This is a genomic window from Kitasatospora sp. NPDC022856 (assembly GCF_055561235.1).
In genome coordinates, this window is record NZ_JBVHHE010000015.1 from 22593 (window position 1) to 45391 (window position 22799).

Sequence of the window (22799 nt, forward strand, 5' to 3'; positions counted from 1 at the left end):
CCCGGCCCGGCCGCCCCCGCGCGCGGGCCGTCCCCTTACTCAGACCACCACCGCGCTCAGACCGCGTCGAACCAGGAGAACGCCGCGATCCGCCAGCCCTCCGGGGTCCGGACGAACTGGATGGTCTTGGTGCCGCCGCCCTCGAAGGGCTCTCCGTCCAGGATCCCGGACTTGCGGTACTCGCCGAACCGTGAAGCGATGTCGCCCGCTATCTCGGTGCGTTCGGAGACCTCCCACTCGGAGAACTCGACCAGCCGGCCCTCGGTCAGCAGCCGCTCGCGGGGCTCGACGAACTCCTCCACGGTGTACACCGTGAACGCCGGACCGGTCAGGACGATCACGCCGCCCGGGATCATCAGCCGGCGGACCCGGGCGACATCGGCGGCCCGGCCCTCCCGGTTGTCGAAGGACCCGAAGAACTCGGCGGTCAGCGTGTCGATCTCAGCCTTGGACATGGCGCGACGCTAGCACCGGCGGGCCGCCGCGCACCGCCGGTTTCGGCAGGCCGCCACCGCTCGGGGCGCCCGGGCTCGCGGCGGGTCTGTATCCGGCGGGTCCGGACAGGGCCTCCGGACCACCGGGACCGCGCGATTGAGTGCGCCCGATCCGGGCAGGCGACCTCCATGGCGACTGTCCACGAGGAGACCGAACAGAGCTACGACGGAGCCCCGAGCCGGGCGCTGGCCCCCGACGGGCTGCCGGGCGTGGCCGAGATCGTAGCCGGCACCGCGGAGATCCTGGACGCGGTCTACTACGACACGCCCGACCTGCGGCTCCTGCGCGCCGGCATCACCGTGCGCAGGCGGACCGGCGGGCACGACGCGGGCTGGCACCTCAAGATCCCGCACCCCGACGGGCACCGCACCGAGCTGCGGCTTCCACTCGAAGCGGGGACGGCCCGCCGGCCCCCGGAGGAGCTGGTGACCCGCACCCGCGGCGCCGCCCGGGGCAGCCGGCTGGCGCCGGTCGCCCACCTGCGCACCCGCCGGGACCGGACCCTGCTGCTCGACGCCGGACACCGCACCCTGGCCGAACTGGCCCAGGACGAGGTGTCCGCCCAGATCCTCGACCCGGGCCGACTCCTGGACGAGGGCCAGGACCTCGACGAGGGCCAGGACCTCGACGAGAGCCGGCCCCGGGGCCCGCAGGCGGCGGCCCGGCCCGACGGGTCCGGGCCGCGCACCGAACTCGTCACCTGGACCGAGACCGAGGTGGAACTGGTCGACGGCGGGCCCGACCTCCTCGACGCGGTCGATCGCCGGCTGCGCGAGGACGGACTCCGCCGGACGGCCGCGCCGTCCAAGCTCGGCCGGCTGCTGGCCGACCGCCTGCCACCGGACCGGCGGCCCACCGTGCCGCCCGCCGGGTCGGTCGGCGCCGTCCTCACCGCCTACCTGCGGGAGCAGACGGCGACGCTCCACGACCTCGACCCGGCCGTCCGCCTGGACCGGCCCGACTCGGTGCACCGGATGCGGGTGAGCGTCCGCCGGCTGCGCAGCGCGCTCACCGCGCACCGCCGCCTGCTGGACCGCGCCACCACCGACCACCTCGCCGAGGAACTGCGCTGGCTCGGGAAGGTGCTGGGGAAGGCCCGGGACGCCGAAGTCCTCGGCGAACGGCTCGGCACCCAGGCGGGGGACCTGCCGCCGGTGGCCCGGCCCGGGGAGGTCGCCGAGCGGATCTCCGCCTGGTTCGACCACCGCTACGCCCGCGCCCACCGCGCCGCCGTCCACACGATGGACGGGCGCCGGTACTACGCGCTGCTCGACGCCCTCGACGAATTCGCCGCGGCGCCGCCCCTGCGGGCACGCGCCGAGCGGGGCGCCGGGCAGGCCCGCCGCGCGCTGAAGCGCGAGCAGCGGCGTACCGGGCGACGGCTGCGCGGCGCGCTGGACCTGCCCGCCGGTACCGACCGTGACCAGGCGCTGCACCGCGCCCGCAAGGCGGCCAAGCGCGCCCGCTACACCGCGGAGAGCCTGTCGCCGCTGGCCGGTACGGCCGGCCGACGCTTCGGCAAGCGCATGAAGCGGATCCAGAAGGCTCTCGGCGCCCATCAGGACGGCGTCGTCGCCGAACAGGCCCTCCTCCCGGTGGCGGCCGCCGCGGGCGACGCCGGCCAGCCCACCTTCGGCTACGGCCTGTTGTACGCCCTCCAACGCGCCGGGACCGGAGAGCAACTCGCCACCGCCCGCCGCACCTGGCACAAGCTCCGGCACTGACCGGCCATCCGGGCCTGTCCCCCGGTCCGGCCTGGTCGCGTTCGCACAGCTGGTCCGGAAGGCCCGGCCCCCGTGGAGCATGACCACGGGCGGCGTCCGAGTCGTGTCGCCCAGCGCTGTCCAGCGGATCCGCGCCCCGTCCGTCATGGACGTCAGGCCCCCTGTCTCCATCAAGGTCACCGCGGAGAACCTACCGCCGACGCTGACGTCCTGCCGGACGCCCGGGAGCAGGCCGGAGGACGCCCCGGCGGGGCTTCCCCGAGGCTCTCCGGGCCTTCGGGGCCGGGGCCCCTCAGGCGCGGGCGGTCAGGGCGGCGAGGCCGTCCACCACGTGGTGGAGCGAGCCGTGGCGGCGGTGGAAGACACGCTGCCGTTCGGCTCCGGTGCCGGTGGCGAGGACGGCGCCGAGGAGTGCGCGGGCCTCGGCGAGGTCACCGTGGGCCTCCAGGCCGGGGGTGCCGCGGCGCAGCAGCAGGTGGAGGAGCTGGATCATCGGGCGGGACGTTCCGGACGGGTCGACGCCCGTCCCCCGCAGGCCGTGCAGGGCGGCCTGCCGGTGGGCCGCGGCCAGCTGGGCGTCGGTGACGTCCGGTGCCGGGGCGTCCCGCTCGGCCTCGTACAGCAGCGAGCTCGCGAGGCCGCGCAGCAGCACGGCGAACAACAGGGTGGCGTCGAGGTCGGCGTTGACGTCGGCGACCCGGATCTCCAGGGTCGGCAGGTGCTCCGACGGGCGCGCGTACCAGTAGATCATCCGCCGGTCCAGGACGGTGCCGTCGGTGACCAGCCGGTCGGCCAGTGCGTCGTAGCCCCGCTCGTCGAGCACCGGCGCGGGGCCGACGGTGGGCCACCGCCCGTACTGCAGGGCGCGCCAGCTGGCGCAGTTGCGGTCCCGGCCGTCGGCGAAGGGGGAGTTGACCATCAGCGCCTGGAGCACCGGCAGCCACGGGCGCAGGCGGTGGCTCAGCCGGAGCGCCTCGGCCCGGTCGAAGGTGCCGAGGTGCACGTGGAGGCCGCTCAGCTCGCCTCCGCCGGCGCCGGTCGCGAGCGGGCCGATGTGCCGGGCGATCTCCCGGTACCGGGGGGCGTCGGTGATCGGCAGCGGGTGGCGGGTGAGCAGCGCCGTGGCCGACGCCACCAGCAGGCAGTCGTGCCGGGCCGCGACGGCCGCCACCGCTTGCCGGCCGGCCGCCAGTTGCGCGCGGAGGTCGGCGGAGGTCGACGCCGGGTCGGTACGGATCTCCAGCTGGCTCGCGAAGAACTCGCCCTGCACGCGCGGGCCCAGGACCGGCCGCGCGTCGGCGATGACCTCGGCCGCCCGGGGCGCGGCGGCCCGGCTGCGGGTGTCGGCCAGCAGGAACTCCTCCTCGACACCGAAGGTGAGCGGGGAGTCCCCGGGGGCGGAGCCGGTCATCGCCATCGGTCTCTCCAGTCGCAAAGAGGGCCAGTAGGAACAGGAGGAGGGCCAGCAGGAAGGAGGCCAGTCGGAGTCGGTCAGGAGACGGGGCCACGAGGCAGGACGAGGGCCACGCACGATCGCCGGCTCGTGGAGCCGGCCACCTGCCGTGCTCAGAGAACCTGCCCAGGCAGGGGCGGGCCATGCCGCCCGGCCGGGAGGGAACCTGTCCGGAAGCAGGGCTTCCCGCACGCGCCGCGGCCGCCGGCACCAGCGGGGCGGCCGCAGCGGTTGAGGGAGCCGGTCCGGGGCAGGCGCGCCGCATGGAACCCGCGCCCGAGCCCACCCACCCGTCCGACGGCCCCGAGACCCCACCCCCGCCCGGGCCGACCGGCCGCTCCGGACCGGACACCGGCCCCGAGCCGGCCGGACCGGACAGCGCCCCCGCCGCCCCGCGGAGCCCGTCCGATCTGCCCCGCCGCTCGTGGCGGGCCGTCGTGCGCCGCACCGGCGGGGAGTTCCTCGCGGACGAGCTCCCCGACCGGGCGGCGGCGCTCACCTACTACGGGGTGCTGGCGATCTTCCCCGCCCTGCTCGTCCTGGTGGCGATGCTGGGTGTGATCGGCCGCTCCGCGACCGACGCGATCCTCGACAACCTCCAGCACCTCACACCGGGCCCGGCCCGGGACATCCTGCGCAACGCCGTCGACCAGCTCAGGGACAACAGCGGCCCGAGCTCGGTCCTCGCCGTGCTGGGCCTGGTGGCCGCGCTCTGGGCGGCCTCCGGGTTCGGCGCCTTCATCCGCGCCGCCAACGCCGTCTACGACATCGCCGAGGGGCGCCCGATCTGGAAGGTCACGCCGCTGCGGTTGGGGCTGACCCTCCTCCTCATGGTGCTGCTCGCCGCGAGCGCGGTCATCGTGGTCTTCACCGGGCCGATCGCGGACCGGGTCGGCCGCGCGCTCGGGCTGGGCAGCACCGCGCTACGGGTGTGGTCCTACGCCAAGTGGCCCGTCCTGGTGGTGCTGGTGATCCTGATGATCGCGGTCCTGTACTGGGCCGCGCCCAACGTCCGCGGCCGCGGCTTCCGCTGGGTCACCCCCGGCAGCGTCCTGTCGGTGCTGATCTGGCTGGCCGCCTCGGCGGGCTTCGCCGTGTACGTCGCCAACTTCTCGTCCTACAACCGGACGTACGGCACCCTCGCCGGCGTGATCGTCTTCCTGGTCTGGCTCTGGCTGTCCAATCTCGCGATCCTGCTCGGCCTGGAGTTCGATGCCGAGCTCTCCCGTCAGCGGGCCATCGCCGGTGGCTTCCCCAAGGACCGGGAGCCCTACGTCACCCCGCGTGACACCAGCACCTGGCCCGAGGAGAAGGAGGAGGAGGCGCCCCCGGAGGACGGGGGACAACGGTAGGCCGAGCGGGCCGGCGAGGTGTGGGCGGCGCTGATCCGGGCAGCCGCCCGGCATGCTGTTGATCAGACCGCCGGGCGTCTATCCGCCCCAGGGCGACACCGAACTGCTCATCTCCAGCCTGCGCCGCGAGCCGCTGGGCCCCACCAGCCGGGTACTCGATGTCGGGACCGGCACGGGGGCGGTGGCACTGGCCGCCGCCGGGTCCGGCGCCCGGGTCACCGCCGTGGACCTGTCGGGCCGCGCCGTCGCGGCCGCCTGGCTGAACACCCGGCTGCACCGGCGTCGCGTCCGGCTGCGCCGCGGGGACCTGCTGCGTCCTGTCGCCGGGCAACGGTTCGACCTCATCACCGCCAATCCGCCGTACGTGCCGGTCGACGACGCCGCGGACGCTCCGGGGCGCGGGCCGGCCCTGGCCTGGGACGCGGGGCGGGACGGGCGACTGGTGCTGGACCGGATCTGCCGCGAGGCGCCCCGCCTGCTCGCTCCCGGCGGGGTGCTCCTGATCGTGCAGTCCTCCCTGGCGGACGTCCCGGCGACGCTGACCGCGCTGCGGCGGTCCGGGCTGCGCGCCTCGGTGGCCGCGCGGCGGCGCCAGGCGTTCGGCCCGGTGATGACGGCGCGCGCCGGCCTGTTCGAACGGCTGGGGCTGATCGCGCCCGGCGAACGCGCGGAGGACCTGGCGGTGGTGCGCGGTGTCCGGCAGCGGTGAGCCGCGCGCGGCCGACTTCACCCGGGTGACGATCGTGGCGGGCGGGCCGCTGCTGGTCGAGGGCCCCGTCGAGGTCACACTGCCGGACGGCACCGTGCGGCGCTCGGAGCGGCCGGTGGTGGCGCTCTGCGCCTGCCGGCGGAGCCGCCGCTACCCGTTCTGCGACACCAGCCACCGACGGCGGCGCGCTCCCCGGCCGGACTCGGTCCCGGCCGGGGAGCGCGCCGCCGGGGAGGGCTCGCTCGGGGAGGGCTCAGCCGCGGGAGGGGGCCGCGCCGACGCCGCCGGGCAGGGGTGAGTCGGGCAGGGGTGAGCGCAGTGAGCTGCGGCCGGCCCGCCAGTGGTCGAGCAGATGGAGGGCGAACCGGTCGTCGACCGCCCCGGCGGCGGCCACCCCGAAGGCGATGTCGGCCGCCAACCCGGGCTCGGCGCAGACCAGTTCCTCGACCACGCCACGCCGCACCAGTTGCTCGTGGACGGCGTCCGCCTCGATGTGCTCGCGGTAGAAGAGCGTGCCGTCCGGCCCCGCGCCGAGCCGCTCCAGCGCGGTGGCGAGCCGGGCCGAGCCGGGCGAGGAGGTGACCTCCAGGGCCGCGAAGTGGCCGACCCCCGCGCCGCGCAGCGCCCGGTGCAGGCCGAAGAGCATCATCAGGTTGACCACGGCCAGCGCGGGCGCGGGGACCAGGTCGATGTAGTGGCCGTACTCGGGGTCGAGGCCCAGGTCGGCCATCATCCGCGCGAACAGCAGCGCGTGCGCGCGGTCCGGGCGCCCGGCGCCGTACTCGTCGTAGGCGATCGCCATCAGGACCGCCTGCGCCGGACCGTGCACCCGGGGCACCAGCCACAGCTGCGGGTCGGCCTCCTTGAGGTGGTAGACCGAGCGGTGCACCAGGTACTCACGGGCCTGCCAGCGCTCGCCCTCGGCGAGCAGGAAGTGCGAGGGCCCGGAGCCGTCCGGCGGCTCGGTCAGCAGGCTCTCCAGCGCCTCCGGCAGCGGCCGTACGGGCTCCACCTCGGCGCGCACAGCCGCCAGGAAGGCCCGCTCCAGGTCGCGGCGGAGGGCGAGCAGGCCGGGATCCCACTCCCACTCGGGGTCGACGCCCGGCAGGCCCCGGTCGTGGAGTTCGTAGCAGAGGTGGAGGGCGAGCTGGTGGTCCTCGCCCCACGGGTCGGTGAGCGGGCCCGGTTCGGTCAGGAGCCGCCCCGCAGCGGGCGGTCCGGCGGTGACGAGGTCGAGCACCGCCTCGGAGAGCGGGCCGCGGGACCGCGGCAGGGCGTTCACCGTCCGCTCCGGTGGCCCTCGGCGCACAGGCGCAGCACGGCGAAGGACGCCGCGAGGATCAGCGCCCAGCCGCCGGTGAACGCCCAGAAGACCGTCGCCGGGGCGGGCAGCAACCCGACCGCCAGCAGGGCGAGCGAGGCCAGTCCCAGGCCCAGCACCGTGCGCGGGCGTACCCCGCGCACCATCTCCCAGCCCCGGCTGCGCAGCCCGAGCCCGAGCCGTCGCACCAGAGCCACCAATTCGCGACCGTGGCTGCCCGTACCGCCGATGCCGCCGTCGACTCCGGCCAACGCCACCTGGTCCCGCCGCTCCATCGCGTCTGTCTCCTCGCGTAGCCGTTCATGTCCGCCGGTGCGGGTGCCCGCGATGCGGGCCGGCTAACCTGCGGATCGTGGCCTGCCGTGGGTCACCAGGACGCGGTCAGTGGCCGAAGAGGTGCCGGATCCGGCCGCCCCGTCCGGGCTCGGCGGTCCGCTCCTCCTCCTGCGGCTGTTCGGGCGCGACGGCTCGCGGATCGCGCGCGTAGGTCTGCGGCTCGGGCGGGTAGGCCTGCTGCTCCTGGGTGAGGGCCTGCGGGTCGAGCGCGTAGGTCTGGGGCTCGGGTCGGCCGGCCGCGTCGGCCGGTCGGCGGGGGTCGTCGCGCTGGACGGGCGTCGCGGGCGCGACCGGCCGCGACGGGACGGGTTCGACCGGAGCGGGGTAGCCCTCCGGGCGGCCCCTGCGGTGGGCGCCGAGCCGCACCGGGCGGGTCCGCCGGGCGAGGACGATCAGGGCCAGTCCGAGGCAGAAGAGCAGGGCGAGCGCCACCCCGGCGAGGAAGATCGCCAGGCTGTTGAGCGTCACCAGGTCGGATCCGAGGACGGAGACCTGGTAGTCGGGCCCGCCGTTGAGGTTGTCCGCGATCAGCAGGCCGGTGAACGCGCCGGCGGCGGCCATCAGCAGAAGTCCGAGCAGCAGCATGTCGGGAGTCCCTTCGGTCCGTTCGGCCCCCGGTGCCCTCCCCTCGCTGGGCCTCGTCTACCCGACCGACCGCGGCCCTAACATGCGGACCGCCCCCGGCCCTGCCCGATCGGGCAGGGCCGGGGGCGGTCGGATCAGACGCTCCGCCGCGACGCCTGCTCGGCGGCGTCGCCATCCCCGTCCTCGGAGCGGTCACCGCCGTCGGAGCGGTCACCGCCGTCGCCCGGGACCTGGCGGGCCCGATCGATGTGCTCGGTGTTCTTCTCGTCCACCTCGTCCTTGAGGTGGGAGAGGTCCTCGGACTTCCGGTGGGCCCGCTCGCGGTCGAACTCCTTCATGGGTCTGTCCTCCTGTGTCGCCGGCGGCCCGTGCCCGGACGGCTTCGCCGGGCCGCGGGTCAGTCGGGCCAGGTGCCGGTCAGGCGGCGGGTGCCGACCGCGCCGCCGCGGTCCACCGCGGCCTTCACGAGGGCGAACAGCGCTCCCTGCAGGGCGGCCGCGGTCAGCACCTCCCGCCAGGTGCGCTCCTGGTCGGTGGCCTCCGGCGCGTCCTCCTCGTGCCCGAGGAGCGCCCACAGGCGCCTGAACAGGGCCCCCGCGATCAGCCCGCCGAGAACGCCGAACAGGAGCCCGAGCGGCTTGTAGAGGATCTTGATCATCGCAGTCTCCCCGGATCGCACGACCGCCGTCGGCCGTCGGCCGTTCCATGCTGTGCGTCTGTCCGTCGGCGGGCCGGCCAATCCACCGGTGGCGGCCCGCCGGCCGGGAATCAGATGGCGAGCAGGTCGGTGAGGTCGTCGGCGTGCTCCTCCTCCTCTTCGAGGATGGACTCGATGAGGCGGCGGGTGGTCGGGTCGTGGTCCCCGAGCCAGCGGGCGATCTCCTGGTAGGTGGAGATGACGATGCGTTCGGCCAGCAGGTTGTGCTCCAGCATCGCCGTGAGGTCCTTCTCGTCCGGCGTGGTGTAGTCGGTGTGGGCACGACTGGCGAGGGTGCTGGGGTCGAAGTCGGGCTCGCCGCCGAGCTGCGCGATGCGTCCGGCGGCCCGCAGCGCGTGCTGCATCTCCTCGGCGGCGTGCTCGGTGAACTCGGCCGCCACCTGGGCCCGGTCGATGCCGGTGGCCGAGATGGCGTGCCGCGTGTAGCGCAGCCAGCAGACCACCTCGGTGGCGACCACGTCGTTCAGAACGGCGATCACCTTCTCGGTGTCGAGGCCGTAGGTGCTGGTCACCGCGCCCTCGGCCATCTTCTTCCGGGCCTCGTCCCGGATCCGGCTCACGTCGATGACGAAGTCGTCGCCTGCCACAGTGCACTCCCAAGGGGTCGGGGGGAAGGACGGTCCGGGCCACGTCTTCCCCCGGACGGGCGAGGACATTCCCACCCGTTCCGGACACCACCGGTTCGCAGCAAGGCCGCGGCAAGGCCCGGCACGGAGAGCGGCGGGCCGCGCCCGGTGCCGGGCCCGAGGTCTACCAGCGGTACCAGCGGCCCCGGCCGCCCGAACTGCTCGCGCCGCGCGCGACGAAGCCGAGCAGCCAGATGACCAGCACCGCGAGGGCCACCCACCAGAGGGCCTTCAGCGCGAATCCGGCTCCGAAGAGGATCAGGACCAGCAGCAGGACGAGCAGCAGAGGAACCATCCCGAACAGCCTCCAAGGTCGGTGTCACCAGTGGTGGCAGGCGTCTTCCCCCGGTCCGGAGTTCCACGCCCCCGCGTTCAGAGCGGCGCCGGCCCGCCGGATCCGGCGCCGCCCCCGGCGAGCACCTCGGCGCTGACCAGGCGGTGCCAGCCGTCCAGCGTGCGGGCCTGGTCGGTGGCGCGTGCGATGAGCCGGTCCAGGTCGTCGCGGTCGAGGCGGGGCTCCTCGTCGGCGATGGCGCGCAGCGCGCGCCAGAGGGCGGTCTTGCCCGCGACCCCGGTGCGCATCATCTCCAGCTCGACCAGGTCGGACAGCGGGGCGCGGTGGACCAGGGTGCCGTTGGGCTTGAGCCGCCCGATGCGTTCGCCGGCGATGCCCAGCCAGGTGCGGTAGTGCCGTACCGGCACGCCCAGCCGGTTCATGATGCGGACGAGTTCGTCGCGGTCCTCCTCGACCTGCCGGGCCAGCTCGCGCAGTTCGGCGGCGCGCCGGCTGTCGGCATGGGAGTCGGCCATCCGGCGCGCGAGTGCGGCGCCGCCGAACGCTCCGGTGAGGTGGTCGTTCAGGTAGACGCCCAGGGGCTGGGCCAGGAGTTGAGGTGACCTCACGTGACCTCCAGGGGCGAGGGTCTGTCGGGTCGGCGCTCGCGTGCCTCGCGACCGCGTCGCGGGCGCCCGGGCCGAACGGCGGTACTCCTCCCATGGTGCCCCTCGCTGCGGGGCTCCGCCCGGCGGGCGGGCCGGGCCGGGGGCGCGGTGGCCGCCCGGACCGGGCGGGGGTTCAGAGCCGCTCCTCCATCCGGATGGCCTCGCGGAGCGCCAGGTGGGCCTCGCCCTCGTGGCCCTCGTGCTGTTCGAGCAGGGCGGCGGCGATCGCGTCGAGCTTGCGCTGGATGGCGTGTTCGGCGCGGCGCTCGGCGTTCTTGAGCAGCGCCAGCAGGAGCAGGGTGATCGCGGTCATGGTGTCGCCGACGAGGATCTGCCACTCCGTCGACAGTCCGGCCGCGTGGACCGCGACGAAGGCGGCCACCAGCAGGACGCAGAACACGGAGAACGCCGGGGAGCTGGTGAGGTTGGAGGCGGCCTCGGCGAGCCGCTCGAACCGCCCGCGTGCACCGTCGCTCCGGGCGGCGGGGTGTGAGAGGGTCATGCCCCTCTGCCTATCACCCGCCGTGCGCGGACACGGGCGACGGCACGCGGGCCCACCCGTCGCCCGGCCACCGTCCCGGGCTCACCGAAGCGGGCGGGCGGGACGGCTCGGGCCGAGGGACGCGCCGGGGGACGCCACGAGCGCCGCGGCGCCGTGCCCCGCGCGCCCGTCGGTGACGCGGCGGAACTCCTCCGGGGTGATCTCGGTGAAGGGCGCGAACACGGAGGTGAAGGCGTCGTTCACCCACACGTCGATGGGGCCGAGTTCGTTCTCGACGCGCTCGGCGGCGGTCTCGACGGCGTCGGGGTCGGCGGTGTCGGCCTCGATCGTGATCACCGTCGCACCGGCCTCCCGGGCCTGCGCGGCCGCCGCTTCCAGGCCCGCCCGGCCGCGGGCGACCAGCGCGAGCCGGTCGCCCCGCTCGGCGAAGGCCCGGACGCAGGCGCGCCCGATTCCGGCACTCGCGCCGGTCACCACCACGGCCCGATCGGTGCGCCTCGATGCAGTCATGACCGTCGCCTGTCCGGCGCCGCGCAGGTCAAACGCGCCCGGCCCGGTCGCGTTCGGCCCGGGGCCGCCGTAGCGTCGGCGGCGGAGCGAACCGTGACGGACAGGAGGCGCCCGATGGCACCGACAGCGCTGTTCGACGTCGATGGCACCCTCCTCGACACGAACTACCTGCACACCCTCGCCTGGGCCGAGGCGCTGGCGCAGTACGGGCACACCCCGGCGATGGCGCGCATCCACGCGTCGATCGGCATGGGGGGCGACCAGCTGCTCGACCACGTCCTCGGCCGGGACCGGGACCGGTCCGGGGACGGTGACCTGAGCGCGGCCCACCAGGCGCTCTACGCCCGCTTCTGGCCCGTGCTGCGGCCCTTCGACGGGGCGGCCGCGCTGTTGCGCGCGGTCGCCGCCCGGGGGTGGACGGTGGTGCTGGCGAGTTCGGCCTCCGGGCGGGACCTCGCAGTGATGCGCGAAGTCCTCGACGCGGACGACGTGGTGGCCGCCGTCACCGGTGCGGACGACGTCGACGCGAGCAAGCCCGCCCCCGACCTCGTCCGGGCGGCGCTCGACAAGGCCGGCGCGCGGCCCGAGGAGGCGGTCTTCGTCGGGGACACCCCGTGGGACGTGCAGGCCGCGGCGACCGCCGAGGTGCCGTGCGTCGCCGTCCTGTCCGGCGGCTGGAGCGAACGGGACCTGCGGGCCGCCGGGGCGCTGGAGGTCCATGAGGACGTGGCGGCGCTGCTGGCGGGGCTGGCGGACAGCGCGCTCGGCCGGGGGCGCTGACGGACCGGTCCGTCAGCGCCCCCGGCGCGGTGCGGGCCCGTCAGCGCGGGAGGGCCGGCAGGACCTCGCGGCGGTAGTGGTCGAAGAAGGCCTCGTTGTCGGGGCCGATCTGGCCGACGTAGACCTCGTCGAAACCCGCGTCGACGTAGGACCGCAGCGTCGCGACGTGCTCGTCCACGTCGTTGCCGCAGGTCACCGCCTCGGCCACCATCTCGGGGGTGACCAGTTCGCTGGCCTGCTCGAAGTGGGCCGGGGTGGGGAGGAGTTGGGCGAGCTCGCCGGGCAGCAGTTCGGTCGGCCAGAGCCGGTGCACCAGGTCGACGGCCTTGTCCCGGTCGTCGTTCCAGCAGACCTTCACGCCGCCGATCACCGGCTTGCCGGCGCCGCCGCCCGCACGGAACGCGCCGACCAGGTCGCGGTCGGGGGTCATGGTGACGAAGCCGTCCCCGATCCGGCCCGCGAGGGCGGCGGCGTTCGGCCCGAAGCCGGAGACGTAGACCGGCGGTGCCTCGGCGGGGACGGTGTAGAGGCGGGCGTTGTCGACGGTGTAGTGCCGGCCGCGGTGGGACACCTGCTCGCCGGTGAACAGCTTGCGCATCACCTCCAGGGCCTCCTCCAGCATCTCGGCCCGTTCGTCGAACGAGGGCCAACGATCCCCGTGCACGTGCTCGTTGAGCGCCTCGCCGGTACCGACGCCCAGCGTGAAGCGCCCGCCCAGCAGGACGGCGGAGGTGGCGGCGGCCTGCGCCGTGACCGCCGGGTGCAGGCGGACCGTCGGACACGTCACGAGGGTGGTGACCGGCAGGTCGACGGTCTGCGAGAGGGCGCCGATCACCGACCAGACGAACGGACTGCTGCCCTGGGCGTCGTTCCACGGGTGGAAGTGGTCGGAGACGGCCAGCCGGGTGAAGCCGGCCTCGGCCGCGAGCCGGGCCTGGTCGAGCAGTTGGGCCGGGGTGAACTCCTCGCAGGAGAGGAAGTAGCCGTACTCGGTCATGGGTCTACCTGTCCTTCCGGGTGACGGTGGCGGCACGGACCGGCGATGCCCGGGCCCCGGCGCCGTGGTTCGGGGCGCCGGGGCCCGGGCATCGGGGCGGGTCAGCCGTGTCGCATGTCGTCCGGGTCCGCCGGCAGGGGCGGTGCGCCCTCACCGGTCATCCGCGCCTGGGGCCGCTCGCGCGGCGGCGCGTCGCCGAGTGCCGTGGGCCCGCCGGAGCCCTGACCTCCGGTGCCCTGACCGCCGGTGCCCTCGGGGGAGAGCCGGCCGCGCCAGCCTCCGCTCTCGCGGCCCTGTTCCTCGATGAAGCCCTTGAACCGCTTCAGATCGCCCTTGACCTGCCGGTCCAGGACACCGAGCAGGTCACCGGCCTTCTCGGCCATGCCCTTCGGGTGGAAGTCCATGGCCAGGCTCACCCGGGTGTGGGAGTCGTCGAGGCGCTGGAAGGTCACGACTCCCATCTGCTGGACGTCACCGCCGACGGTGCGCCAGGAGATCCGCTCGTCGGGGAGTTGGTCGACGATCTCGGTGTCGAACTCGCGGCGCGCACCCGCGACCTTCGTCGTCCAGTGCGAGTGCCGGTCGTCGGTCTGGCGGACCTCCTCCACGCCCTCCATGAAACGCGGAAAGTCCTCGAACTGCGTCCACTGGTTGTAGGCGCTGTGCAGCGGGACGTCCACGTCGATGGACTCCTTCACCTTGCTCACAACGGTCTCCTTCCGAATCGACAGGATCGGGCATTCCGTACACCGGCGCGCCTGCCCCGATCGCGGGCGCTCAATCAGGAGGTCACCCGGGCGGTCCCGGGGCCCGGCTCCGGCGTGCCGGTCACGCGGCCTGCGGGGAGCGGACGGGGCCGAGCAGGTCGGCGCGCTCCGTCTCCGACAGACCGCCCCAGACACCGTACGGCTCACGCACCTCCAGGGCGTGCCGGAGGCACTCTTCGCGGACGGGGCAACCCCGGCATATCCGCTTCGCCTGCTCCTCCCGGTCGTCGTGTGCCTGGCCGCGTTCACCGAACGGGTGGAAGAACAACGCGGTGTCGACGGAGCGGCACGCGGCGGCGAGCTGCCAGTTCCAACGGTGGTCGAAGGCGCCGGGCAGGCGCGAGATGTTGGTCAAGGGGTTCTCACCTCGGCTGGACGTGACCGGGAAGGGTCGGGAGTACGGGTGGCGAGGGGCCGGGCCGCCGGACGGCCTCGGCTGTGCGGGCGTGTGCCCGCTCCCGCCGATCCCACGCGTACCGGGGCTCCCCGGAACGGTCGCCGGTCGGCGCTCACCCGTCAGCGGTCCGCCGGCACGGCGCCGTCGGACGCCAGGCTCGCCCGCCTCCTCATGATCGCGTGGCCGGCGAGCGCCCCGCCGTAGATGGTGTAGCCCACGCCGATCAGCCAGGACTGCACCACCAGGACCGCGCCGACCGTCCCGTACGAGACCGCGTTGGAGACCAGCAGCGGGGCGAGGACCAGCCGGGAGAAGTACCGCAGCCCGGTCAGGGCGGCCATGGTGGCCAGCGCGCCGGGGAGCAGCCACAGCCAGGGGACGCGTGCGCCGAGCAGCAGGCGCTGCAGCCACCAGAACAGCAGGACGCCGCCGAGCACGGTGGCGGCCAGGCGCAGCGCGGGCTGGGCCGCGCTGCCCTGCCACGGGCTGCCGCTCCAGGCGGCGATGAGGATGTAGGCGGTCAGTCCGGCCAGGCCGAGGGCCTGGCGCCAGACGGCGTGCCAGGGGCCGCGTTCGAGCTGCCAGATGCGCTCGTAGACGGTCTGGACGGAGGCCATCAGGGAGATGCCGAAGACCGTCAGGGCGGCGAGGCCGAAGCCGGTGGTGGTGCTGAGGATCTGGCCGCGGGAGGCGAACAGGCCGCGGGTGGCCTGCGCGCCGCGGCCGGTCAGGCCCAGGCCGTCGGTGATCCACTGGCTGATTCCGCTGTTCCGGGTGGGCGGGGCCGCGGCGATCACGATCAGCAGCGGCACCAGCGTGACGAAGAACAGCGCGGCGAAGGCCATCGAGCGCTGCAGGAGTTCCACCGAGCGGCCCTGCTTCCAGACCTCCAGGGCGACCGAGGCGGCGCTGCGGCGCCCGGGCGCCACGGTCGCGCCCGCTGTGCCCGCCGTGCCCGGGGTCGCGTCCCGGTCCCGGTCCCGGTCCTCAGCCATGGTGGCCTCCACGCCGTCGTCCCCGTCCTCGCGCCTACCACGCGCAGGCTGTCGCAGACAGGGACGGCCTGCGCAATCAGCGGGTGGGCCCGGCCCAGATCCCGGCGTCGGGCTCGGTGTGGCGGTGGGCGATGGCGTCGGCGGCGATCCGGGCGGCCTGGACGCCGTCGGTGTCCAGCCGGCCGTGGCGGGCGGCGGCGAGGAGGAGCAGGCACTCGCCGAGGGCGTCGAGCTGGAACTGCCGGTTGACGTGGTTGCCCGCCGCGTCGAAGCCGCCCGGGTAGCCCGGCAGGTCCAGGGTGCGCCGGTCCGGGATGGCGGCGCCGGTGGTGGTGTACGCGGGGGCGAGGTCGGGGCCGTGCTCCCCCGCGGCGACGTCGGCGGTGAGGGCGTCGCGGACCAGGGCCAGCCCGGACAGGTCGTCCCAGGTAGATCTCGGCGGCCGTCACCAGGGCGCCGCCCGACATCAGCAGCGACAGGGACCGCTCGAAGCGGCCGTGGCGTACGTCGTGCACCGCGCGGGGCACGAGCCCGGGCAGCTGCCGCGCGGCCGGGGCCTTGGTCATCGCGCTCACTCCTTGCCGCTGCCGGGCAGGAACTCCTGGATCTTCGCCTTGAGGCCCTGCTTGACCATGGACCCGCGGTCGCTGTCGCCCTTGAGGACCGCCGAGGCGGCGGCGGTGATCTGGTCGAGCGAGGCGTGCGGCGGGATCGGCGGCACGGCCGGGTCGGTGCGGAAGTCGATGACGTACGGCCGCTCCGAGGCGAGCGCCTGGCGCCACACCGGCTCGACGTCCTCGGGCTTCTCCACCCGGGTGCCGTAGAGGCCCAGCTGGACGGCGAAGTCGGCGTACCGCACGTCCGGCAGGTGCTGGGAGGGCTCGAACTGCGGGGCCCCCTGCATGGCCCGCATCTCCCAGGTGACCTGGTTGAGGTCCTGGTTGTTGAGGACGGCGACGATCAGCCGCGGGTCCGACCACTGCTGGTAGTACTTCGCGACGGTGATCAGTTCGGCGAGGCCGTTCATCTGCATCGCGCCGTCCCCGACGATGGCGATGGCGGGGCGGTCCGGGTGGGCGAACTTCGCACCGATCAGGTACGGGACCCCGGGGCCCATGGTGGCGAGGGTGCCCGACAGGGACCCGCGCATCGTCCCGCGCATCCGCAGGTGGCGGGCGTACCAGTTGGCGGCGGACCCGGAGTCCGCGGCGATCATGGCGTTCTCCGGCAGCAGGGCGTCGAGGGCGTGCACCACGTGCTCGGGGTTGAGCGGGTCGGCGGAGACGGCGGCGCGCCGCTCCATGACCTCCCACCAGCGGGCGGTGTTCTCCTCGACCGTCTCCCGCCAGGACCGGTCCGTCTTCTGGTCCAGCAGGGGGATGAGGCGCTTGAGGGTCTCCGTCGCGTCGCCCACCACGTTCAGCTCGAACGGGTAGCGCAGGCCCACCATCGACGGGTCGACGTCGATCTGCACGGCCCTGGCCTTGCCGAACTCGGGGAGGAACTGGGTGTACGGGAAGCTGGAGCCGATCACCAGCAGGGTGTCGCAGTCGCGCATCAGCTCGTAGGACGGCCGCGTCCCCAGCAGGCCGATCGAGCCGGTCACGTAGGGCAGCGTGTCCGGCAGCACGTCCTTGCCGAGGAGCGCCTTCGCCACCCCGGCGCCGAGGATCCCGGCGACCTGCTCGACCTCGGCGCGCGCCCGCCGCGCACCCTGGCCGACCAGGACGGCCACCTTCTCGCCGGAGTTGAGGATCTCGGCGCAGCGGGCGAGGTCCGCGTCCGACGGCACCGGCGCGTACCGGCCGACACCGAGGCTGGAGGGCACCATCTTGAAGGCGTGGGCCGGCGGCCGGTAGTCGAGCTCCTGGACGTCGGCCGGGACGATCACGGCGGTGACGGTGCGGCTGGTGGCGGCGATGCGCATCGCCCGGTCCAGCACGTTGGGCAGCTGTTCGGGGACGGTGACCATCTCGCAGTAGGCGGAGGCGACGTCCTTGTAGAGCGAGAGGAGATCGACCTCCTGCTGGTAGGAGCCGCCCATCGCGCTGCGGTCGGTCTGGCCCACGATCGCGACGACCGGGACGTGGTCGAGCTTGGCGTCGTAGAGGCCGTTCAGCAGGTGGATCGCGCCCGGGCCGGAGGTCGCGGCGCACACGCCCGTCCGGCCGGAGAACTTGGCGTAGCCGACGGCCTCGAAGGCGGCCATCTCCTCGTGCCGCGCCTGCACGAACTGCGGCTTGTCGTCGGCCCTGCCCCAGGCGGCGAGCAGGCCGTTGATGCCGTCACCGGGATAGGCGAAGACGTGCTCGACGTCCCACTGCCGCAAACGTTCGAGGATGTAGTCCGAGACCTTCATCTGCTGGGCTCCGTTCGCAGCTCGACTCGCCGGCGGGGGGACCGGGAGAAACGCCCCGCGCTCTCGTCTGACCCGTCGGGGCCGGCCGAAACCCGGCCGGTGGAGGCCGCGGCCGCGGTGCCCGGACGCAGTCGCTCCTGGCCCGTGAGCGCCGCCCGGCGGGTTTCCGCCGCCCGCCCGGGCCGGGCCGCCGCGCCCGGTGGCGCCCCTGCTTGGCCGTCGCCAGACTGGGCAGACGGGTGCGGCGCCGGTCCCGCCGAGGGCACACCGGCCGCCGATACCCGTTCGCCGCGCCGCGCCGCCCCGTCGGCGCCCGGCCCAGACCGCCGCAGGGGACCCGCCGATGACCGCAGACCACGACCGACCGGCCCGGGGGCGTGACGAGACTCCGGAAGAGCGTGCCGACCGCCTGTGGAACGAGATGCTGCAGGAGGTGCGGGTCTGCCAGACGGGCGCCCAGATCCTCTTCGGCTTCCTTCTCGCCACCGCCTTCACCCCCCGCTTCGCGACACTGCCGGACTTCGACAAGCACCTCTACGTGGCCACCGTCCTGCTCGGCGCCTTCGCCACCGGCACGCTCATCGCCCCCGTGGCGTTCCACCGCTTCATGTCCGGCCACGGCATGAAGCCCGAGCTCATCCACGTCGCCGGGCGGCTCATCGGCCTCGGCCTGGTGCTGCTCGCCCTCACCATCTCGTCCGCGCTGCTGCTGCTCCTGCGCACCGCCACCGACAGCTCACCGGCGGCCTGGGTGCTCAGCGGCGCGGCGCTGGCGTGGTTCTGCGTCTGCTGGCTCGTCCTGCCCCGTTCGGTGCTGCGCCGTCACGCCCACCGGAGGGACCGGGACCGCTGAGCCTCCGCCGGGCCGGGGCCCGGACGCGCGCCGCCCGGTTTGCGCTCCCGTCCATCGGGCAGCCGCACCGCCGACCCAGGCCGGGCGCCCGGAGAGCGGCGGCCCGGCCCCTTCCAGGACGGAGAGCGTGCCATGACGATCAACCCCGGACCTCCCGAGCACCGCCCTCACGCGCCCCTCGTCACCGGGACCCCGAATCCGGGGCCGCCGGTGGAGCACGGGCGCGATGCCAAGGACGCCGCGCTGGACGCCGCCCGGGCTCCTGACCCGAACGGAGCGCTGACCACCGACCAGGGCGTGCGGGTCGACGACACCGACAACTCGCTGACGGTCGGCGATCGCGGGCCCACCCTGCTGGAGGACTTCCAGCTGCGGGAGAAGCTCACCCACTTCGACCACGAGCGGATCCCCGAGCGGGTGGTGCACGCCCGCGGGGCGGGCGCCTACGGATTCTTCGAACCCTACGCGTCGCTCGCCGAGTTCACCTGCGCCGACTTCCTCCAGGAGGCCGGCCGGCGCACTCCGGTCTTCGTCCGGTTCTCGACCGTCCAGGGCCCGCGCGGCTCCGCCGACACCGTGCGCGACGTCCGCGGCTTCGCCACCAAGTTCTACACCCGCCACGGCAACTACGACCTGGTCGGCAACAACATGCCGGTGTTCTTCATCCAGGACGCCGCCAAGTTCCCCGACTTCGTGCACGCCGTGAAGCCGGAGGCCCCGAACGAGATCCCCACCGGCGCCTCCGCCCACGACACCTTCTGGGACTTCTGTTCGCTCCAGCCCGAGTCCACCCACATGCTCATGTGGGCGATGTCCGACCGGGCCATCCCCCGCAGCTACCGGATGATGCAGGGCTTCGGCGTCCACACCTTCCGCCTGGTGAACGCCGACGGTCGCGGGACGTTCGTGAAGTTCCACTGGCGGCCGCTGCTCGGAACGCACTCCCAGGTCTGGGACGAGGCCCAGCTCACCGCCGGACGCGACCCGGACTTCCACCGCCGCGACCTGTGGGAGGCGATCGCGGACGGCGACTTCCCGGAGTACGAGCTCGGCGTCCAACTGATACCGGAGCAGGACGAGTTCGCGTTCCCCTTCGATCTGCTCGATCCGACGAAGCTGGTGCCGGAGGAGCTCGTGCCGGTCCGGCCGGTCGGGCGGATGGTCCTGAACCGCAATCCGGAGAACTTCTTCGCCGAGACCGAGCAGGTCGCCTTCCACACCGCCAACATCGTCCCCGGTATCGACTTCACCAACGACCCGCTGCTCCAGGGCCGCAACTTCTCCTACCTCGACACCCAGCTCATCCGCCTGGGCGGCCCCAACTTCTCGCAGCTGCCGGTCAACCGGCCGCTGGCCGACGTCCGGGTCAACCACCGCGACGGCCACGGCCAGCAGACCATCCACCCCGGTCACGGTTACTCGCCCAACTCCGTGGGAGGCGGCTGCCCGTTCACCATGGGCGGCGGCCGGCTGCCGGAGGGGGTATTCCAGCACTACCAGGAGCGGGTCGACGGCCGGACGATCCGGCGCCGCAGCCCCAGCTTCGCCGACCACTACAGCCAGGCCACCCTGTTCTGGCGCAGCATGACCGGCTGGGAGCAGGAACACATCACCGCCGCCTTCGCGTTCGAGCTGGGCAAGGTGGTCGACGAGGAGGTGCGGCGGCGCACCGTCGGCAACCTCGTGCACGTCGACCCCGTCCTGGCCGCGGAGGTCGCCCGGCGGATCGGCGTGCCCGAGCCGGAGCCGGCGGAGCTGGACGCCCCGGCGCAGGAGGACGCCGGCGCGGCCGGGCCGCTGGTCTCCCCCGCGCTGAGCCTGGAGCACCTGCGCGGCTCCGGCATCCGCACCCGCAAGGTCGCCGTGCTGGTCGGCCCCGGCGCGGACGCCGACCAGGTGCGGGCCGCGCACGAGCACCTGGGTGCACTCGGCGCCACGGTGGAGACCCTCGCCGCACACGGCGGCGAACTGCCCGCACGGGACGGCGGCCGCCTCGTGGTGGACCGCCCGCTGCCCACCACCGCGTCCGTCCTCTACGACGCCGTGGTGGTACCGGACGGCACCGGCGTCCTCTACGACGCCGTGATCGTGCCGGGCGGCACCGGACCCGACCTCACCGCCGATCCGGACGCCGTACGGTTCGTCACCGAGGCGCTGCGGCACGGCAAGCCGGTGGCGGTCCTCGGATCGGGCGCCGGGCTCGTCCGCGCAGCCGGGGCCGGCGATCCGACCGACCTGGCCGGGGTCGCCGTCCGCGGCTCCGGGGAGCCGGCCGACGAGGACTTCTGGGACGGCTTCGCCCGCCTGCTGGAGCGGCACCGCTTCCCGGAGCGCTGACCGCCCGGTCATGACGCGCCGTTGGCGGCCCCGTCGAGGGCCGCCAACGGCGCGTCGGGGCCCGGGGGTACGGCCGGGTCCCGGCGGACGCGGGTCGGCCCGTGTGATCGCCGGAGAGCCGGGCAGACGCGGGGGCGTCCCGTTCCGGCGTAGGAGGAGAGTGTCATGGCCGACTCGGTGAAGGCGTCCGCGAAGAGGTCGCAACAGCCACCGCAGACCGGGGACTCGCCCGGTGGCGAGGTCATCGAGACGGACGTGCCGGCCAGACTCGACCGGCTGCCGTGGTCCCGCTGGCACTGGCGGATCGTGATCGGCCTGGGGACCGTCTGGATCCTCGACGGTCTGGAGGTCACGATCGTCGGCAACATGGCGGCCCGGCTCGCCGAGCAGGGCAGCGGCGTCAGCATCTCGACGACCCAGGTGACCACCGTCGCGGCCGCCGTGTACGTGGCGGGTGCGTGCAGCGGCGCCCTGTTCTTCGGCTGGCTGACGGACCGGCTGGGGCGCAAGAAGCTCTTCATGCTCACCCTGGCCGTCTACCTGGTGGCCACCGCCGTCACGGCGTTCTCCTGGAGCGCCTGGTTCTTCTTCCTCTGCCGCTTCTTCACCGGCTTCGGCATCGGCGGCGAGTACGCGGCGATCAACTCCGCGATCGACGAGCTGATCCCGGCCCGGGTGCGCGGCCGGATCGACCTGATCATCAACGGCAGCTTCTGGATCGGCGCGGCGCTCGGCGCCTTCGCCTCGATCGCGCTGTTGAACACCGCGCTGTTCGCCACCGACGTCGGGTGGCGGCTCGCCTTCGCCATCGGCGTGGTGCTGGGCCTGGTGATCCTGCTGGTGCGCCGGCACGTCCCGGAGAGCCCGCGCTGGCTGTTCACCCACGGGCGCGCCGCGGAGGCGGAGGAGGTGGTGGCCGAGGCAGAACGGATCGTGGAGGAGGAGACCGGCCGCGCCCTGCCGCCGGTCGAGGGGGACCCGATCCGCATCCGCGAGCGCGGACCGCTCGGCTTCATCACGATCGCCCGTACGGTGGTGGGCAGTTACCCGCGCCGCACGGTTCTGGGCCTCGCGCTCTTCATCGGCCAGGCCTTCCTCTACAACTCGGTGACGTTCGGCTACGCGGTCATCCTCACCAAGTACTTCGAGGTGCCGGAGGGCGACACCGGCTACTACTTCGCGGTGATCGCGGTCGGCAACTTCCTGGGCCCGCTGCTGCTCGGCCACTTCTTCGACTCGGTCGGCCGCAAACCGATGATCGCCGGCACCTACATCGGCTCCGGCCTGCTGCTGTTCGGCACCGCCGCCCTCTTCCAACAGGGCTCGCTGTCCGCGGTCAGCATGACGGCCTGCTGGACGGCGGTGCTCTTCCTGGCCTCCGCCGGGGCGAGTTCGGCCTACCTGACCGTCAGCGAGATCTTCCCGCTGGAGACCCGGGCGATGTGCATCGCCTTCTTCTACGCCGTCGGCACGGCGGTGGGCGGCATCAGCGGGCCGCTGCTGTTCAACGGGCTGGTGAGCAGCGGCAAGGTGTCCGACACGACCCTCGCGTTCTGCATCGGCGCCGCCCTGATGACCGCCGCCGGGCTGGTCGAGGCCGCGATCGGGGTCCGGGCCGAACGGCGCAGCCTGGAGTCGCTGGCCGCGCCGCTCAGCACCGTCGGCGCGGCGAAGAGCACCTAGGCCGATGAAGATCCTGCCGACACTGCGGGCGGCGTGTCGGCGGCACGTGGCGTAGCTGTGGGTGGCTCCGGTGGCTGCTGGCTACGGGGGGTGCTTGTGTGGGTGCGAAAGGTAGCTGTGGGGGGCCACTGACGATGGGATCTTCGATGCGGCGGCTGTCTGCTGGTGCTCGTTCTGTTTGTGCTGTTGCTCTTGCTGGGGCGTTGGGTGTGGCTGTGCTGGCGGTGCCGGCGGGCGCTGCCACTGGTAACACGTGTGGCGGTGCGGTCTCGGACTGGGTCGGTGAGGGCGAACTCGACAAGGCGTTCGAGGGGAGTGTGACCTTGCCGGGCGGGTCGACGCGGGCCATCTCGATCGC

The 22799-nt window shown here is 74.1% G+C and carries 24 protein-coding genes and 1 pseudogene; 8 read left to right on the plus strand and 17 right to left on the minus strand.

All coding sequences use genetic code 11. The annotated features are described in order from the left end of the window. Positions 1 to 56: 56 nt before the first annotated feature. Complete coding sequence (locus ACZ34W_RS20150) at positions 57 to 455, minus strand: nuclear transport factor 2 family protein (RefSeq protein ID WP_329485622.1); 399 nt, start codon at positions 453 to 455, stop codon at positions 57 to 59. A 168-nt stretch (positions 456 to 623) separates the two neighbouring features. Between ACZ34W_RS20150 and ACZ34W_RS20155 the strand changes: the two genes are divergently transcribed. Next, complete coding sequence (locus ACZ34W_RS20155; RefSeq protein WP_465605894.1) at positions 624 to 2219, plus strand: CYTH and CHAD domain-containing protein; 1596 nt, start codon at positions 624 to 626, stop codon at positions 2217 to 2219. A gap of 292 nt (positions 2220 to 2511) precedes the next feature. Here ACZ34W_RS20155 and ACZ34W_RS20160 read toward each other — a convergent pair whose 3' ends face one another. Continuing rightward, positions 2512 to 3636 (minus strand): carboxylate-amine ligase, encoded by a 1125-nt coding sequence (locus tag ACZ34W_RS20160; RefSeq protein ID WP_465605896.1) that lies wholly within the window; start codon positions 3634 to 3636, stop codon positions 2512 to 2514. A gap of 299 nt (positions 3637 to 3935) precedes the next feature. Here ACZ34W_RS20160 and ACZ34W_RS20165 point away from each other — a divergent pair, with 299 nt between their 5' ends. Genes ACZ34W_RS20165 through ACZ34W_RS20175 form a run of 3 tightly spaced genes read left to right on the plus strand, consistent with a single transcriptional unit; the run spans position 3936 to position 6031 of the window. After that, positions 3936 to 5024 (plus strand): YihY/virulence factor BrkB family protein, encoded by a 1089-nt coding sequence (locus tag ACZ34W_RS20165; RefSeq protein ID WP_465605898.1) that lies wholly within the window; start codon positions 3936 to 3938, stop codon positions 5022 to 5024. A gap of 52 nt (positions 5025 to 5076) precedes the next feature. Next, on the plus strand, positions 5077 to 5733 hold the full coding sequence (locus tag ACZ34W_RS20170; RefSeq protein WP_329485626.1) for a HemK2/MTQ2 family protein methyltransferase: 657 nt from the start codon (positions 5077 to 5079) through the stop codon (positions 5731 to 5733). Next, positions 5717 to 6031 (plus strand): CDGSH iron-sulfur domain-containing protein, encoded by a 315-nt coding sequence (locus tag ACZ34W_RS20175; protein ID WP_465605901.1) that lies wholly within the window; start codon positions 5717 to 5719, stop codon positions 6029 to 6031. The genes ACZ34W_RS20170 and ACZ34W_RS20175 overlap by 17 nt, the downstream gene beginning before the upstream one ends. Here ACZ34W_RS20175 and ACZ34W_RS20180 read toward each other — a convergent pair. The 10 genes from ACZ34W_RS20180 to ACZ34W_RS20225 all read right to left on the minus strand — a co-directional run bounded on the left by ACZ34W_RS20180 (position 5987) and on the right by ACZ34W_RS20225 (position 11273). Then, on the minus strand, positions 5987 to 7015 hold the full coding sequence (locus tag ACZ34W_RS20180; protein ID WP_465605903.1) for an iron-containing redox enzyme family protein: 1029 nt from the start codon (positions 7013 to 7015) through the stop codon (positions 5987 to 5989). The genes ACZ34W_RS20175 and ACZ34W_RS20180 overlap by 45 nt on opposite strands. After that, positions 7012 to 7329, minus strand: a complete 318-nt coding sequence (locus ACZ34W_RS20185; RefSeq protein WP_465605905.1) for a hypothetical protein — start codon at positions 7327 to 7329, stop codon at positions 7012 to 7014. The genes ACZ34W_RS20180 and ACZ34W_RS20185 overlap by 4 nt, the downstream gene beginning before the upstream one ends. 106 nt (positions 7330 to 7435) lie before the next feature. Then, positions 7436 to 7975 carry a hypothetical protein gene (locus tag ACZ34W_RS20190; protein WP_465605908.1) on the minus strand — a complete coding sequence of 180 codons (540 nt, stop codon included), beginning with the start codon at positions 7973 to 7975 and terminating at the stop codon, positions 7436 to 7438. A 134-nt stretch (positions 7976 to 8109) separates the two neighbouring features. Next, the gene (locus ACZ34W_RS20195) at positions 8110 to 8313 is read right to left on the minus strand and encodes a hypothetical protein (protein ID WP_465605910.1); all 204 of its coding nucleotides are present in this window, start codon (positions 8311 to 8313) and stop codon (positions 8110 to 8112) included. A 59-nt stretch (positions 8314 to 8372) separates the two neighbouring features. After that, positions 8373 to 8633, minus strand: a complete 261-nt coding sequence (locus tag ACZ34W_RS20200) for a DUF4235 domain-containing protein (RefSeq protein WP_329485633.1) — start codon at positions 8631 to 8633, stop codon at positions 8373 to 8375. A gap of 110 nt (positions 8634 to 8743) precedes the next feature. Further along, positions 8744 to 9220 (minus strand): ferritin-like domain-containing protein, encoded by a 477-nt coding sequence (locus ACZ34W_RS20205; protein ID WP_352295512.1) that lies wholly within the window; start codon positions 9218 to 9220, stop codon positions 8744 to 8746. Positions 9221 to 9443: 223 nt separating this feature from the next. Further along, positions 9444 to 9614, minus strand: a complete 171-nt coding sequence (locus tag ACZ34W_RS20210) for a hydrophobic protein (RefSeq protein WP_329485634.1) — start codon at positions 9612 to 9614, stop codon at positions 9444 to 9446. Positions 9615 to 9691: 77 nt separating this feature from the next. Continuing rightward, complete coding sequence (locus ACZ34W_RS20215; RefSeq protein ID WP_465605912.1) at positions 9692 to 10222, minus strand: hypothetical protein; 531 nt, start codon at positions 10220 to 10222, stop codon at positions 9692 to 9694. Between the two features lie 172 nt (positions 10223 to 10394). Continuing rightward, positions 10395 to 10763 carry a low affinity iron permease family protein gene (locus ACZ34W_RS20220; RefSeq protein WP_352295463.1) on the minus strand — a complete coding sequence of 123 codons (369 nt, stop codon included), beginning with the start codon at positions 10761 to 10763 and terminating at the stop codon, positions 10395 to 10397. 81 nt (positions 10764 to 10844) lie between these two features. After that, the gene (locus tag ACZ34W_RS20225; RefSeq protein ID WP_465605915.1) at positions 10845 to 11273 is read right to left on the minus strand and encodes an SDR family NAD(P)-dependent oxidoreductase; all 429 of its coding nucleotides are present in this window, start codon (positions 11271 to 11273) and stop codon (positions 10845 to 10847) included. A gap of 114 nt (positions 11274 to 11387) precedes the next feature. Between ACZ34W_RS20225 and ACZ34W_RS20230 the strand changes: the two genes are divergently transcribed. Further along, positions 11388 to 12053 (plus strand): HAD family hydrolase, encoded by a 666-nt coding sequence (locus ACZ34W_RS20230; RefSeq protein WP_329485637.1) that lies wholly within the window; start codon positions 11388 to 11390, stop codon positions 12051 to 12053. Between the two features lie 40 nt (positions 12054 to 12093). On the opposite strand, the gene ACZ34W_RS20235 is transcribed toward ACZ34W_RS20230, so the two are convergent. The 5 genes and pseudogenes from ACZ34W_RS20235 to ACZ34W_RS20255 form a co-directional block, all read right to left on the minus strand. Beyond that, entirely contained in the window at positions 12094 to 13050 is a 957-nt protein-coding gene (locus tag ACZ34W_RS20235; protein WP_352295459.1) for a TIGR03557 family F420-dependent LLM class oxidoreductase, read from the minus strand. Between the two features lie 242 nt (positions 13051 to 13292). Next, positions 13293 to 13757, minus strand: a pseudogene (locus tag ACZ34W_RS20240) (SRPBCC family protein); the annotation flags it as partial. 121 nt (positions 13758 to 13878) lie between these two features. Then, complete coding sequence (locus ACZ34W_RS20245) at positions 13879 to 14172, minus strand: WhiB family transcriptional regulator (RefSeq protein ID WP_329485639.1); 294 nt, start codon at positions 14170 to 14172, stop codon at positions 13879 to 13881. A gap of 161 nt (positions 14173 to 14333) precedes the next feature. Beyond that, positions 14334 to 15209: a ribonuclease BN gene (locus tag ACZ34W_RS20250; protein WP_329485640.1), complete on the minus strand. Its 876-nt coding sequence runs from the start codon at positions 15207 to 15209 to the stop codon at positions 14334 to 14336. A gap of 571 nt (positions 15210 to 15780) precedes the next feature. Next, complete coding sequence (locus ACZ34W_RS20255) at positions 15781 to 17568, minus strand: thiamine pyrophosphate-requiring protein (protein ID WP_465605918.1); 1788 nt, start codon at positions 17566 to 17568, stop codon at positions 15781 to 15783. A 343-nt stretch (positions 17569 to 17911) separates the two neighbouring features. Here ACZ34W_RS20255 and ACZ34W_RS20260 point away from each other — a divergent pair, with 343 nt between their 5' ends. The 3 genes from ACZ34W_RS20260 (at position 17912) to ACZ34W_RS20270 (ending at position 22441) form a co-directional block, all read left to right on the plus strand. Next, on the plus strand, positions 17912 to 18421 hold the full coding sequence (locus ACZ34W_RS20260) for a DUF6328 family protein (RefSeq protein WP_329485643.1): 510 nt from the start codon (positions 17912 to 17914) through the stop codon (positions 18419 to 18421). A gap of 132 nt (positions 18422 to 18553) precedes the next feature. Beyond that, the gene (locus ACZ34W_RS20265; protein ID WP_465605920.1) at positions 18554 to 20758 is read left to right on the plus strand and encodes a catalase; all 2205 of its coding nucleotides are present in this window, start codon (positions 18554 to 18556) and stop codon (positions 20756 to 20758) included. A gap of 165 nt (positions 20759 to 20923) precedes the next feature. Further along, positions 20924 to 22441, plus strand: coding sequence for an MFS transporter (locus ACZ34W_RS20270; protein WP_465605922.1), 1518 nt, complete (start codon positions 20924 to 20926; stop codon positions 22439 to 22441). Positions 22442 to 22799: the final 358 nt, after the last annotated feature.

Excerpts from the sequence above, each read along its gene's own strand:
- ACZ34W_RS20190 (WP_465605908.1), bottom strand. The coding sequence starts at position 7,975 with ATGCTGCTGCTCGGACTTCTGCTGATGGCCGCCGCCGGCGCGTTCACC.
- ACZ34W_RS20235 (WP_352295459.1), bottom strand. The coding sequence starts at position 13,050 with ATGACCGAGTACGGCTACTTCCTCTCCTGCGAGGAGTTCACCCCGGCC.
- ACZ34W_RS20255 (WP_465605918.1), bottom strand. The coding sequence starts at position 17,568 with ATGAAGGTCTCGGACTACATCCTCGAACGTTTGCGGCAGTGGGACGTC.
- ACZ34W_RS20205 (WP_352295512.1), bottom strand. The coding sequence starts at position 9,220 with ATGGCCGAGGGCGCGGTGACCAGCACCTACGGCCTCGACACCGAGAAG.
- ACZ34W_RS20210 (WP_329485634.1), bottom strand. The coding sequence starts at position 9,614 with ATGGTTCCTCTGCTGCTCGTCCTGCTGCTGGTCCTGATCCTCTTCGGA.
- ACZ34W_RS20225 (WP_465605915.1), bottom strand. The coding sequence starts at position 11,273 with ATGACTGCATCGAGGCGCACCGATCGGGCCGTGGTGGTGACCGGCGCG.
- ACZ34W_RS20165 (WP_465605898.1), top strand. The coding sequence starts at position 3,936 with ATGGAACCCGCGCCCGAGCCCACCCACCCGTCCGACGGCCCCGAGACC.
- ACZ34W_RS20160 (WP_465605896.1), bottom strand. The coding sequence starts at position 3,636 with ATGGCGATGACCGGCTCCGCCCCCGGGGACTCCCCGCTCACCTTCGGT.
- ACZ34W_RS20195 (WP_465605910.1), bottom strand. The coding sequence starts at position 8,313 with ATGAAGGAGTTCGACCGCGAGCGGGCCCACCGGAAGTCCGAGGACCTC.
- ACZ34W_RS20230 (WP_329485637.1), top strand. The coding sequence starts at position 11,388 with ATGGCACCGACAGCGCTGTTCGACGTCGATGGCACCCTCCTCGACACG.
- ACZ34W_RS20260 (WP_329485643.1), top strand. The coding sequence starts at position 17,912 with ATGACCGCAGACCACGACCGACCGGCCCGGGGGCGTGACGAGACTCCG.
- ACZ34W_RS20265 (WP_465605920.1), top strand. The coding sequence starts at position 18,554 with ATGACGATCAACCCCGGACCTCCCGAGCACCGCCCTCACGCGCCCCTC.
- ACZ34W_RS20150 (WP_329485622.1), bottom strand. The coding sequence starts at position 455 with ATGTCCAAGGCTGAGATCGACACGCTGACCGCCGAGTTCTTCGGGTCC.
- ACZ34W_RS20170 (WP_329485626.1), top strand. The coding sequence starts at position 5,077 with ATGCTGTTGATCAGACCGCCGGGCGTCTATCCGCCCCAGGGCGACACC.
- ACZ34W_RS20220 (WP_352295463.1), bottom strand. The coding sequence starts at position 10,763 with ATGACCCTCTCACACCCCGCCGCCCGGAGCGACGGTGCACGCGGGCGG.
- ACZ34W_RS20155 (WP_465605894.1), top strand. The coding sequence starts at position 624 with ATGGCGACTGTCCACGAGGAGACCGAACAGAGCTACGACGGAGCCCCG.
- ACZ34W_RS20185 (WP_465605905.1), bottom strand. The coding sequence starts at position 7,329 with ATGGAGCGGCGGGACCAGGTGGCGTTGGCCGGAGTCGACGGCGGCATC.
- ACZ34W_RS20250 (WP_329485640.1), bottom strand. The coding sequence starts at position 15,209 with ATGGCTGAGGACCGGGACCGGGACCGGGACGCGACCCCGGGCACGGCG.
- ACZ34W_RS20200 (WP_329485633.1), bottom strand. The coding sequence starts at position 8,633 with ATGATCAAGATCCTCTACAAGCCGCTCGGGCTCCTGTTCGGCGTTCTC.
- ACZ34W_RS20270 (WP_465605922.1), top strand. The coding sequence starts at position 20,924 with ATGGCCGACTCGGTGAAGGCGTCCGCGAAGAGGTCGCAACAGCCACCG.